Origin of the sequence: Notoacmeibacter marinus (genome assembly GCF_002238045.1) — a bacterium.
GTDB lineage: Bacteria > Pseudomonadota > Alphaproteobacteria > Rhizobiales > Rhizobiaceae > Notoacmeibacter > Notoacmeibacter marinus.
Genome location: NZ_NBYO01000001.1, coordinates 492,746 through 504,972 on the forward strand (window position 1 = coordinate 492,746; position 12,227 = coordinate 504,972).

The 12,227-nt window shown below is 61.7% G+C and carries 11 protein-coding genes; 5 read left to right on the forward strand and 6 right to left on the reverse strand.

Features of this window, described 5'->3' with window-relative positions; genetic code table 11:
• Positions 1-7 precede the first annotated feature (7 nt).
• From B7H23_RS02265 to B7H23_RS02280, 4 genes are read left to right on the forward strand one after another with little or no spacing between them, the layout of a single operon-like run.
• A complete protein-coding gene (locus B7H23_RS02265; RefSeq protein WP_094075766.1) occupies positions 8-1,117 on the forward strand; it encodes a microcin C ABC transporter permease YejB in 1,110 nt (369 codons plus the stop codon).
• The gene (locus tag B7H23_RS02270) at positions 1,114-2,265 is read left to right on the forward strand and encodes an ABC transporter permease (RefSeq protein ID WP_094075767.1); all 1,152 of its coding nucleotides are present in this window, start codon (positions 1,114-1,116) and stop codon (positions 2,263-2,265) included. Before B7H23_RS02265 ends, B7H23_RS02270 begins: the two co-directional genes overlap by 4 nt.
• 8 nt (positions 2,266-2,273) lie before the next feature.
• Positions 2,274-3,902 (forward strand): ABC transporter ATP-binding protein, encoded by a 1,629-nt coding sequence (locus B7H23_RS02275; protein WP_094075768.1) that lies wholly within the window; start codon positions 2,274-2,276, stop codon positions 3,900-3,902.
• Positions 3,899-4,501, forward strand: a complete 603-nt coding sequence (locus tag B7H23_RS02280; RefSeq protein ID WP_094075769.1) for an NUDIX domain-containing protein — start codon at positions 3,899-3,901, stop codon at positions 4,499-4,501. The genes B7H23_RS02275 and B7H23_RS02280 overlap by 4 nt, the downstream gene beginning before the upstream one ends.
• A gap of 125 nt (positions 4,502-4,626) precedes the next feature.
• On the opposite strand, the gene B7H23_RS15805 is transcribed toward B7H23_RS02280, so the two are convergent.
• The 3 genes from B7H23_RS15805 to B7H23_RS02295 form a co-directional block, all read right to left on the reverse strand.
• Positions 4,627-5,286: a hypothetical protein gene (locus B7H23_RS15805; protein WP_143534710.1), complete on the reverse strand. Its 660-nt coding sequence runs from the start codon at positions 5,284-5,286 to the stop codon at positions 4,627-4,629.
• 164 nt (positions 5,287-5,450) lie between these two features.
• Positions 5,451-6,302, reverse strand: a complete 852-nt coding sequence (locus B7H23_RS02290) for a C40 family peptidase (RefSeq protein WP_094075771.1) — start codon at positions 6,300-6,302, stop codon at positions 5,451-5,453.
• Positions 6,299-7,675 carry a leucyl aminopeptidase family protein gene (locus B7H23_RS02295; protein WP_094075772.1) on the reverse strand — a complete coding sequence of 459 codons (1,377 nt, stop codon included), beginning with the start codon at positions 7,673-7,675 and terminating at the stop codon, positions 6,299-6,301. The genes B7H23_RS02290 and B7H23_RS02295 overlap by 4 nt, the downstream gene beginning before the upstream one ends.
• A gap of 133 nt (positions 7,676-7,808) precedes the next feature.
• On the opposite strand from B7H23_RS02295, the gene B7H23_RS02300 reads away from it, so the two are divergent.
• Positions 7,809-8,618 (forward strand): tetratricopeptide repeat protein, encoded by an 810-nt coding sequence (locus tag B7H23_RS02300; protein ID WP_094075773.1) that lies wholly within the window; start codon positions 7,809-7,811, stop codon positions 8,616-8,618.
• A 124-nt stretch (positions 8,619-8,742) separates the two neighbouring features.
• Here the strand turns inward: B7H23_RS02300 and B7H23_RS02305 are convergent, their stop codons facing one another.
• The 3 genes from B7H23_RS02305 to B7H23_RS02315 are packed head-to-tail and all read right to left on the reverse strand — an operon-like array spanning position 8,743 to position 12,211.
• A complete protein-coding gene (locus B7H23_RS02305) occupies positions 8,743-9,723 on the reverse strand; it encodes a type II secretion system F family protein (protein ID WP_094075774.1) in 981 nt (326 codons plus the stop codon).
• 4 nt (positions 9,724-9,727) lie between these two features.
• Positions 9,728-10,747 (reverse strand): type II secretion system F family protein, encoded by a 1,020-nt coding sequence (locus tag B7H23_RS02310; protein ID WP_094075775.1) that lies wholly within the window; start codon positions 10,745-10,747, stop codon positions 9,728-9,730.
• Positions 10,748-12,211 (reverse strand): TadA family conjugal transfer-associated ATPase, encoded by a 1,464-nt coding sequence (locus B7H23_RS02315; RefSeq protein WP_094075776.1) that lies wholly within the window; start codon positions 12,209-12,211, stop codon positions 10,748-10,750.
• Positions 12,212-12,227: the final 16 nt, after the last annotated feature.

Sequence of the window (12,227 nt, forward strand, 5' to 3'; positions counted from 1 at the left end):
GGCAGGCATGGGAGCTTATATTCTGCGGCGTCTGCTGCTGATGATCCCGACACTTTTCGGAATCATTGCCGTGGCATTCGCCGTGGTGCAATTCGCGCCCGGCGGGCCGGTGGAACAGGTCATCGCCCGTGTGACCGGCCAGGCCGACGGAGCGATGGACCGCCTCTCCGGCGGCGGCGGCGATATGGCCGGGGGCAGCCAGAGCTTCGACGGCGGGGGCGATGTCGGGGGGAAATACCGTGGCGCCCAAGGCCTCGATCCGGAATTTATCGCCGATCTGGAACGACAGTTCGGCTTCGACAAGCCGTGGTATGAGCGGTTCGCCGGCATGCTCTGGGATTATGTGCGCTTCGATTTCGGCGAGAGCTATTTCCGCGACGTGAAGGTCATCGACCTGATCATCGAGAAAATGCCGGTTTCCGTCTCGCTCGGGCTGTGGCTGACACTCATATCCTACGCCATCTCGATTCCGCTCGGCATCCGCAAGGCGGTGAAGGACGGCACGACCTTCGATACATGGACAAGCGCGATCGTCATCGTCGGCTACGCCATTCCCGGCTTTCTGTTCGCCGTGCTGCTGGTCGTGCTGTTCGCCGGCGGATCGTTTCTCGATCTCTTCCCCCTGCGCGGGCTGACATCGGACAATTGGGACCAGCTTTCCTGGCCGATGAAGATCGTCGATTATTTCTGGCACCTCACCCTGCCGCTGACGGCCATGGTGCTCAGCGCATTCGCCACCACGACGCTGCTGACAAAAAACAGTTTTCTGGACGAGATACGAAAACAATATGTCACCACCGCACGAGCCAAAGGGCTCACCGAACGCCAGGTGCTCTACGGCCATGTGTTCCGCAACGCGATGCTCATCATCGTGGCCGGTTTTCCGGGCGCCTTCATCAGCGCGTTCTTCACCGGTTCGCTGCTGATCGAACAGATTTTCTCGCTCGATGGGCTGGGCCTGCTCGGCTATGAGAGCATTCTGAACCGCGACTACCCGGTCGTCTTCGCCAATCTCTTCATCTTCAGCCTGATCGGCCTGCTCGTCAGCCTGATCTCCGACCTCACCTATACCTGGGTCGACCCCCGTATCGATTTCGAGCGGAGGGACGTGGCATGACCGATACCGATCTAGTCTATGAGGAAGTCGAGAAGGCCCGCGCCGCCCAGCGGCCGTTTCTGTCGCCGCTCAATCAGCGGCGATGGCAGAATTTCAAGGCCAACCGGCGCGGCTACTGGTCGCTCTGGATCTTCCTGGTTCTGTTCGTGCTATCGCTCGGCGCTGAACTGATCGCCAATGACCGGCCGATCATGGCGTCCTATCAGGGCGAACTGCTCTTTCCCGTCGTGATCGACTATCCGGAGGAGAAGTTCGGCGGTTTCTACGCCGAGACCGACTATCGGGATCCCTTCATCGCCGAGGAGATCGAAGCCAATGGCTGGATGGTCTGGCCGCCCATCCGCTACAGCTACCAGACGGTGAATCGCGAAATTCCCGAAGGCACACCGGCCAAACCGTCCTGGCTCTATGACGAAGAGACGCGTTGCAAGCTCTACCCGAACGGGGTGGACGATACGCAGTGCCGGCTCGGCAACTGGAACTGGCTCGGCACCGACAATCAGGGCCGCGACGTGCTCGCCCGCTCGATCTACGGCTTCCGCATCTCGGTTCTGTTCGGGCTGATCCTGACGCTTTTCTCCGGCGTGATCGGCGTCGGCGCCGGCGCCGTTCAGGGCTATTATGGCGGCTGGATCGACCTCATCTTCCAGCGCTTCATCGAAATCTGGACGTCGATTCCCGTTCTCTATCTGCTGCTGATCATTGCCGCCGTGCTGCCGCCGGGCTTCTGGATCCTGCTCGGGATCATGCTGCTGTTCTCATGGGTGGCCTTTGTCGGCGTCGTGCGGGCCGAATTTCTGCGCGCGCGCAATTTTGAATATGTGAATGCGGCGCGGGCGCTCGGCGTCTCCAACCGCACCATCATGTGGCGGCACCTGCTGCCCAACGCCATGGTCGCCACGCTGACCTTCCTGCCCTTCATCCTGAACGGCTCGATCACCACGCTGACCAGCCTCGACTTCCTCGGCTTCGGCCTGCCGCCCGGCTCGCCATCGCTCGGCGAAATGCTGGCGCAGGGCAAGCAATATCCGGGTTCGCCCTGGCTGGGCCTGTCCGGCTTCGCGGTCATCTCCATCATGCTATCGCTGCTGATCTTTATCGGCGAAGCGACGCGCGATGCCTTCGATCCGCGCAGGACGTTCAAATGAGAAGAGAAATGACCGCCCCCCTCCTCTCCATCCGCGATCTGTCCGTCGCCTTCCATCAGGGCGGCAAGACCTCCATCGCGGTCGATCATGTGAGCTTCGACATCGGCCAGGGCGAGACCGTCGCGCTGGTCGGCGAATCCGGCTCCGGCAAGAGCGTGACCGCCAATTCGGTGTTGAAACTCCTGCCCTACCCGTCGGCCAGCCATCCCTCGGGTGAAATCCTGTTCGAGGGCACCGATCTGCTGACGGCGAAGGAGCCGCACCTCCGGCAAGTCCGGGGTGACGACATTTCCATGATTTTCCAGGAGCCGATGACCTCGCTCAATCCGCTCCATACGATCGAGCGGCAGATCGGCGAGACGCTGACGCTGCATCAGGGCATGGGCGACAAGCAGGCCGCCGAACGGACGCTCGAACTGCTGCATCAGGTGGGCATTCGCGAGCCGGAAAAGCGTCTCGACGCCTATCCGCATCAGCTGAGCGGCGGCCAGCGGCAGCGCGTTATGATCGCCATGGCGCTCGCCAACAAGCCGAAACTGCTGATCGCCGACGAGCCGACCACGGCGCTCGATGTGACCGTGCAGGCGCAGATCCTCGAACTGCTCGCCGATCTGAAAGAGAAGCAGGGCATGAGCATGCTGTTCATCACCCACGATCTCGGCATCGTGCGAAAGATCGCCGACCGAGTCTGCGTGATGACGGATGGCAAGATCGTGGAAACAGGGCCAACGCGAGCGATTTTCGAAGACCCGCAGCACGCCTATACGCAGCACCTTCTCGCCGCCGAGCCGAAGGGCCGACCGCCCAAGGCCGATCCGACCGCCAAGACGGTCATGAAAGGCGATGACATCAAGGTCTGGTTTCCGATCAAGGAAGGCTTCTTCCGCAAGACCGTCGATCACGTAAAGGCGGTGGACGGGATCGACGTGACGGTCAAGGCCGGCCAGACGCTCGGCATTGTCGGCGAATCCGGCTCCGGCAAGACCACGCTCGGCCTGGCGCTGGCGCGCATGATCCGCTCCGACGGCACGATCGATTTTGGCGGCACCCGCATTTCCGATTACGGCTTCAAGCAGATGAAGCCGCTGCGCTCGGACCTGCAGATCGTGTTCCAGGACCCCTATGGCTCCCTGTCGCCGCGCATGAGCGTGTCCGACATCATCGAGGAAGGGATGAAAATCCACTTTCCGAAGCTCAGTCGCGAGGAACGCGACGCAAAGGTCGTCGCCGTGCTGGAAGAGGTGGGGCTCGACCCCGCCACCCGCTTCCGCTATCCGCACGAATTTTCCGGCGGCCAGCGCCAGCGCATCGCCATCGCCCGCGCCATGGTGCTGGAGCCCCGCTTCGTGATGCTGGACGAGCCGACCAGCGCGCTCGACATGAGCGTGCAGGCGCAGGTGGTCGATCTCCTGCGCGACCTGCAGAAGAAGCACAACCTCGCCTATCTCTTCATCAGCCACGATCTGAAGGTGATCCGGGCGCTGTCGAACGAGGTCGTCGTGATGCGCTTCGGCAAGGTGGTGGAATATGGCCCCGCCGAAGAGATCTTCGAGAACCCGAAGACCGATTACACCAAGGCGCTGCTTGCCGCCGCCTTCGACATCCGCACCACCGACGCCGCGGTCGTCAACGAATGAGCGACGGCACGCCCGAAGGCGACCGCGCGGCGGCAACGACGATCGCCGGCGAGACCGTTCTGCATGAAGGCTACCGGACGCTCGCCCGCTATCGCAACCGCCATGCCGAGCCGGACGGCTCGCGGAGCGATGAGGAAACGCGCGACCTTCTGATGGCGGGCCGCGTGGTCGGTGTCATCGCGCACGATCCGGCGGCGGACAAACTCGTCCTGATCCGCCAGTATCGGCTGGCCGCGCATCTGGCGACCGGAAAGGGCGATCTGGTCGAACTGGTCGCCGGCGGCGTCGAGGACGGCGAAGACGCCGAAACGAGCGTCCGCCGCGAATTGAAGGAAGAGACCGGGCTGGACGCCACGCGCATCGTCCATCTCTTCGATGCCATGCCGACGCCGGGCATCTGCACCGAACTGGCGCATTTCTATTACGCCGAGGTCGATGCGTCGAAACTGCCCGACCGCGCCGGCGAGGACGAGCACGAAGCGACCTTCCCCTTCGCGCTACCGATCGATGAGGCCATCGCGCTGATCGACAGCGGCGCCTGCGTCAACGGGTTCCTGATGCTGGGACTGCACTGGTTCGCGCGGAAGCGGGCCGTCTGATCGCTGTCGCCCCATTCAGGACGGCGATTGCCTTTCCCAAAAGTACGGGAAGCAAACGTCTACCAGCTGCAATAGAACACTATGAAAATCTAAAGTTGGTTGCCGGAAGATTTCGGTCAACTTCTTCATTCGACCGTCGGATCGTATCCTTTGGGCGTCAAAAGCGATGGGCCGGCGCAACCATTGTGTATGGTCTGCTCGCCAGTTCCTGACACGAAAAATCGAGATGCATCTTTGTTGTTGAGATCCGGCGTGGACTGAAGATAGGAGATCACTTGACAGTTATTCTGGTTCTTCGACGTTGGACCAACACCGACGGCCACCGGGAAGATCGGATCAGGATTCCGAATTTCGTAGCCTCCCATTTCGATTAGGCGGCCGCGCTCCTCTGTAAAGGTATTTACTATGACGGAGAGATTAGCATCCGTTAAACCGTGCTCATCTTTAAGAAAACTTACCTCGCATATGCGAGCCACCTTTCCGTTTCCTCTCGGATATTCACGTTCACGAATGACGAATTCGCTTCCGGGTCTTCCCCAGCTCTGTTCTTCGTACTCGTAACCCGGCAGTACGATATACTCTCCTACCTTGAAAGGTGCCTTTATTCGTGTTCTCAGGCCGAGATTATCGAGGCCGTTTGCATCGACTGCCGTGCCAGTCTCTATAGCGATACGGCACCGGGACCAGAGATCAAACCAATCCTGCGACAGGTCTTCAGATGCGCAGGTCGGCTGAGATTGAAAACAAGCTACGAGAGTCCCAACAAGGACCATTCTCGACGTCATGAAACAGGAACGATCATAGATATAGATGCTTCTGTTCTAGCTCAAAAAATTTCCCTTTTCATTGTATCAACAGAGGTCGCTACCTGAAAGACCGCTTTCGGCCTATCGCACTTGCAAGCGGACGTTCTCCTTACCGCTCATAACTCGCCATCAGGCGCTTGGCCTCAAACCCTCCGCCGTCCCGTCACTTCACCATACGCCTTTCCGATCCGCTCAACGGCATCGGTGAGCGGCTCCTTCACCACGGCCATGGCGTAGCCGGAGGCATGGAGTAGCGTTTGCTCGTCAGCCATGATGCCGACATGGCCCTTCCAGAAGACCAGATCGCCGCGGCGCAGCAGCCGTTCCTGCTGCAATTCCATGCCGATCTCCGCTGCCTGCATGTCGCTGTCGCGCGGCGCGCTCCTGCTGGCGAGACGCAGGGCAAGCTGGACGAGACCCGAACAGTCGATCCCGAGGGCCGAATTGCCGCCCCACAGATAGGGCGTTTCGATCAGGCGTTCGGCGATAGCGACGTAATCGTCGGCCAGCGGCGCGCCGAGCGGCGTCAGATGCCGGTGGAAGACCGCCTCGCCCGTCGACAGAATGAAGTAGCGATTGCCGCGCTGCTCCACCTCGTCCGTGACCGTCACCTCCGAACCGAGCGACAGGGTGCGCATGGGCTTGCTGCGTAGTTCCGGCTGCCCATAGGCAAAGGTGCGCACCGCGCTGACCAGATGGGTCGGCTGCGGATCGGCGGGACCGAGCGCGCGCTCCCCGACATAGCCGACATAGCCATCGCGCGCGCTCTGGACCCAGGCCCAGCCGCCCTGCCGTTCGAACACAAGGACCGGCTCGCCCAGCAGAAGCTGGCTGCCGATGGGCGTGTCGTGGCCCCGGCCCGCGCGCAGATCGGCGACGGGATCAATGCAGCGCGCCTCTTCGCCGGCGACGAAACGGTTTGCCGTCACCTGCCCTTCCAGCCGCGCATCGGCCAGATCGTCGCGAAAGGCGTTGCGGCGCGGATCGAGGTTCATCCGTTCGCTCCGAAGCGCTGGCGCAACACGCGATCGATGGCGCGGATGCCCATCGCCTCGCCGCCGACCGGCGCCCATGGCTTGGCGAATTTCGTCCAGCCGTAAATGTCGAAATGCGCCCAGCTTTCGGCCCGCTCCACGAATTTTTGCAGGAACAGCGCGGCGGTGATCGCGCCGGCGAAACCGTCGGTCGTCACATTGTTGGTGTCCGCGACCTTGCTGGACAGGCGCTCGGCATAGGGCGCGTAGAGCGGCAAACGCCAGAGCGGATCGGCGGTCCTGGCTGAGGCGTCGGCAAGATCGGCGGCCAGCGCCTCGTCATCGGTGAAGAAGGGCGGCAGTTCCGGGCCGAGGGCGACCCGCGCCGCGCCGGTCAGCGTCGCCATATCGATCAGCATTTGCGGCTCTTCCTCGTCAGCCAGCGCCAGCGCATCGGCCAGCACCAGCCGGCCCTCGGCGTCGGTGTTGCCGATCTCGACCGTGATGCCCTTTCGGCTCGGCAGGATGTCGGACGGGCGAAACGCATCGGCTGAAATGGAATTTTCGACGGCGGGGATAAGGACGCGAAGACGCACCGGCAGTTTCGCCGCCATGATCATCGACGCCAGGCCGATGACGTTCGCCGCGCCGCCCATATCCTTCTTCATAAGCAGCATGGAAGCCGCCGGCTTGATGTCGAGGCCGCCCGTGTCGAAACAGACGCCCTTGCCGACCAGCGTCACCTTCGGTGCATCCTCTTCGCCCCATGTCAGGTCGAGCAGGCGCGGCGCTTCGGCGCTCGCGCGCCCCACCGCGTGGATCATCGGGAAATTACGGTCGAGCAGCGCATCGCCGGTGATGACCTGGACGACCGCGCCATATTTTTCGCCGAGCTGGCGAACGACCCGTTCCAACGCCTCCGGGCCCATATCGTTGGTTGGCGTGTTGATCAGATCGCGCGCCAGCGCACAGCCCTGCGCGATCCGCTCGATCTCGTCGCGATCCGTCCCCGCCGGGCAAGCGAGCCCGATCCGGCGGCTAGGCTTCTTGCCATAGGCCGTGAAGGCGTAACCGCCAAGGACGGCGCCGAGCGTGCCAAGGTCCGCATGGGCTGGCGCGCCTTCGAAATGCCAGTCGCCCTCCGGCAGCGCTTTGCCTAACTCACCGGCGTAAAGCGCGTCCTCCGGCTTAGCGCCCAACGCGATGACGGCGCTTTCGACATCACCATCGGCGTCCGGCACCAGCAGAACCGCGCCAGCCTTTGCTTTGTAGTCCGTTGCCATCATCCATGCGCGCGCACGGTCCGACAGTCCGGCGCTATCCCCTTTCGATTCGCCGATGCAGTAAACGGGCCGGGAGCCAGCCTTCGGCTGGGCGAACAGTTCGACGGGCATTGCGGTACGATCCTTCGGCTGATGCGGTCGGGTGTTTCGGTAAGAGGCATTAACGGGACGTTAGGGTTAACAGAATACTTCTGGATGCGAAAAGCGGCCATTTGTCGCTACCGATCCCGCCCGAAGGTGCTTCATGGTTCACATTCACAAGCCTTTCCGCGCATTTCTCGCCTGCAGCGTTGCCGCGCTTCTTCTGACCGGTGCTACCGGTTGCGCCAACAAGCCGGGTCGCTCGGCCAGCAAATCGATGTCGAGCAGCATGACGCAGTCGCAGGTCGGCACCACAGCGCGGACGATCGGCGCACAATATGTACGCGATACGAAGGACCGGGAAACGGCCCTGCGCTACGCTGCGGCGCTGCGCATGGAAGGCCGCAACGAACAGTCTCTTGCGGTGATGCGCAAAACCGTGATCCTGCACCCCAACGATCGCGGCGTGCAGGCGGAATACGCCAAGGCGCTCGCCGCAAACGGCAAGTTCGACCAGGCGCTGCCGGCGCTCCGACGCGCCCAGACGCCGGAATATCCGAACTGGCGGCTGATCTCCGCCGAGGCGGCAATCGTCGATCAGCTGGGTCAGCATGACGAAGCGCGGAACCTCTACCGCAAGGCGCTCGATCTTGCGCCAAACGAATCGTCGATCCATTCCAATCTCGGCATGAGCTACATTCTGACAGGCGAACTGGCCACGGCCGAAACCCATATGAAGCGGGCCGCGAGCCTGCCGGGCGCCGATAGCCGGGTGCGGCAGAACTATGCGCTCGTCGTCGGGCTGCAGGGCCGCTTCGACGAGGCGCACGCCATTGCCCGGCGCGAATTGTCGCAGGCCGATGCCGACGCCAATGTCGCCTATCTGCAATCGATGCTGAAGCAGCAGAACAGCTGGAGCGAACTGGCGGCGGAGGATGCCGATCCGAACCACGACGCTACCGCGACGAATTGAGCGCGAGCGCCACTCTCCTGACCCGACATGAGAAAAGCCCGCCGGATTCGGCGGGCTTTTTCGTGTTGCTCGAGTTCGCCGCCGGCAAAGTGGGCCGGCGGCAAGCCCGGGCCCGACCGCTCCCTCACATATTGCGCGAGATTTCCATGCCGGCGGGTGTCAGGATGACGATGAAAAGCACGGGCAGGAAGAACAGGATCATCGGCACCGTCAGCTTGGGCGGCAGGGCTGCCGCCTTCTTCTCGGCTTCGTTCATACGGTGGTCGCGGCTTTCCTTGGCCAGAACGCGCAAGGCCTGGCCAATCGGCGTACCGTAGCGTTCCGACTGGATCAGCGCCTGGCAGACGCTCTTGACCGGTTCGAGCTGGGTACGGGTCGCCAGATTATCATAAGCCGTCCGCCGATCTTCCAGATAGGACAGTTCGGCCGTGGTCAGCATGAGTTCCTCGGCCAGCTCGAGCGACTGGGCGCCGATCTCCTCAGCGACACGACGGAAAGCCGCCTCGATGGAAATGCCGGATTCTACACAGATCAGGAGAAGATCGAGCGCGTCGGGCCATGCCTTGCGAATCGAATCGGCCCGCTTCTGCGCCTTGTTCTTCATGAAGAGTACGGGAAGGTAGAAGCCGAAATAGGTGACGCCCAGCATCACGGCGATCCGCACCATCAGCGTTTGGTCCTTCAACAGACCGAAGCCGAAAATATAGAGAGCGGACGCTGCCAGGAAGCCGAATGGCAGGACCAGACGGAAAAACAGGAAGCGCGTGACCGGCGCCTGTCCACGGTAGCCCGCCGCGCGAATCATTTTCATCGTCGCGTCGTCGACGAGGGCGGCGCGCAGGTCGAGCTTGTCGACGATCCGCGTCATCTTGGTGTTCTGGGTCTCACGCAAACCCACGCTGCGCCGCTCTGAGGATTCCACGGCCAGCCTTGCGCGCTGCTGGGCACGCAATTCTTCCCGCTCCAGCGCCATCGTTTTCATCCGCTTCTTCATCGGATCGGCGCCGAGCTGCGGCAATAGCGCAAACAGGGTCGCGAAAACCGCCAGCGCCGTTAAAAGCGAGAACAGGAATGTGGGGTCGAGAAGATCGTCGAAATTCAGCATCGCTCTAGACCTCGAAATTCATCATTTTTTTCATGACGAAGATGCCCATCGCCATCATCACGGCCGCGACTGCGAGCGCCATATGGCCGGTCGGATCGGTAAAGAGAGGCATGATGTATCCCGGCGAGATCATGAAGATCAGCACAGCGACGATGATGGGCAGGGAGCCGATAATATAGGCGGAGGCCTTGGCTTCCATGGAGAGCGCCTGGACCTTGGCCTTCATTTTCTTGCGGTCGCGCAAGACGGTGGCCAGATTGCCGATCGCCTCTGAAAGATTGCCGCCGGCCTGCGCCTGAATCTGAATGACGATGCCAAAGAAATTGGCTTCCGGACACGGCATGGTTTCCGGCATTTTCGCAATGGCTTCGGGCAGCGACAGGCCGACATTCATTCGTTCGATGACCCTGCGGAATTCGCCTTTTACGGGCTCCGGCGCTTCGGCGGCGATCAAATGCACACAGTCCGGCAGCGGAAGGCCGGACCTTACGCCACGAGCGATCACTTCCAGCGCATCGGCGAAACGATCGAGAAACTGCTTGATCCGCCTGCCTCTCTGCCAGCTCACATACCACCGCGGCAGGCCGAAACCGGCCGCCAGCAATATGCCAGGCAGAAGATAGACCGGCACGAGCTGAAACAAATAGATAAGGACGGCCAGGACAATGCCGATGGCGATCGACACCAGATGGATCGTCACGAGCGACGTCTTGATGCCAGCCTGCTTCATCATCTGCTTCATGGGCGGCTTCTTCTTGGCGCCAACACCCTTTGCCCTGCTCTTTTCCTCCAGCTGATCGATGGTTTCCTGAATGGATTTGCGCCGGCGGGCAGCGTCACTGACCTTGTCTCGGCGCGCCCTCACGACCGAATGGTCCGTTTCCTGCCGCTTCACGCGATCAAACCGCCGATCGGCCTTCTTTTCCTTCTCGATCCGGTTGAAGAGAAGCGCATAGGCCACGCCGCCGGCCGACAGGCCGACAAGGGCGATCAAGGCGATCAGGTTGAGCGGTAATCCGAACATCTAGACCTCGCTCCGGCCCTTTTCGAGGCCCTCGAGGGCCTCCGCCAGGCTCGCTTCCTCGCCGTAATAGCGTGCGCGGTCCCAAAAGCCGGGGCGACCGATGCCGCAACCGACATGTTCGCCAAGAATTCTGCCGTGCGAATCCTCGCCCTTGATTTCGTATTTCAGAAGATCCTGCGTGATGATAACGTCACCTTCCATACCCAGCACCTCGGTGATCTGGGTAATGCGACGCGACCCGTCCCGCATACGTGCGGCCTGCACGACGACATCGACCGAACCGACGATGATCTCGCGGACCGTTTTCTGCGGCAACGCCCAGCCGCCCATGGCGATCATCGATTCCATCCGGTTGAGGCATTCGCGCGGCGTGTTGGCATGGATGGTGCCCATCGACCCGTCGTGGCCGGTATTCATCGCCTGCAGAAGGTCGAACACTTCGGGGCCACGCACCTCACCCACGATGATCCGTTCGGGGCGCATGCGCAGGCAGTTCTTGACGAGATCGGTCATCGTCACCTGCCCTTCACCTTCCAGATTGGGCGGGCGGGTTTCCAGACGCACCACGTGCGGCTGCTGAAGCTGCAGTTCCGCCGAGTCCTCGCAAGTAATGATGCGCTCATTGGTGTCGATGTAACGCGTCAGGCAATTCAGAAGCGTCGTCTTGCCCGAGCCCGTGCCACCGGAAATGATGGTGTTGCAGCGCACACGACCGATGATCTGAAGGATGCGCGCGCCGTTCGGTGAAATGGATCCGAAACGGACCAGTTCCTCCAGCGTCAGCTTGTCCTTCTTGAACTTACGAATGGTGAGCGCCGCGCCATCGATGGCAAGCGGCGGGGCGATCACGTTGACGCGGCTGCCATCCATGAGGCGGGCGTCGCAGATGGGCGAGCTTTCATCGACCCGGCGGCCGACCTGGCTGACGATCCGCTGGCAGATGTTGAGAAGCTGCTGATTGTCGCGGAACTGGATGTCGGTGCGCTCGGTCTTGCCCTCGACTTCAATGAACACATCCTTGGCGCCATTGACCATGATGTCGGCAATATCGTCGCGCGCCAGCAATGGCTCCAGCGGACCGAAACCCAGAACGTCGTTGCAGATATCCTCAAGCAGGTCCTCCTGCTCGGCAATGCTCATCGCGAAATTCTTGATCGCGATAATATCGTTGACGATATCGCGGATCTCCTCGCGCGCCGCATCGGCGTCGAGGCGCGCAAGCTGCGACAGATCGATCGTGTCGATCAGTGCTGAAAAAACCTGGCTCTTGGTGTCGTAATAGGATTCGTTGCGGGGCGATGGCCGGCGCGCCGGCTTCGCTGTCGGCAAAGCCGGTTTGGATTCGGGCGCCATCTGAGGCGCCGCCTTCTCCGCCGGTCGCTCCTTCGTCAGCGTATCACCGGGCGATGCTTGAAAATCCAAGCCTTTCCGCCTTGTCGTCTCCGCTGCCTTCTTGCCGAACATTTACGTACCACCCTAG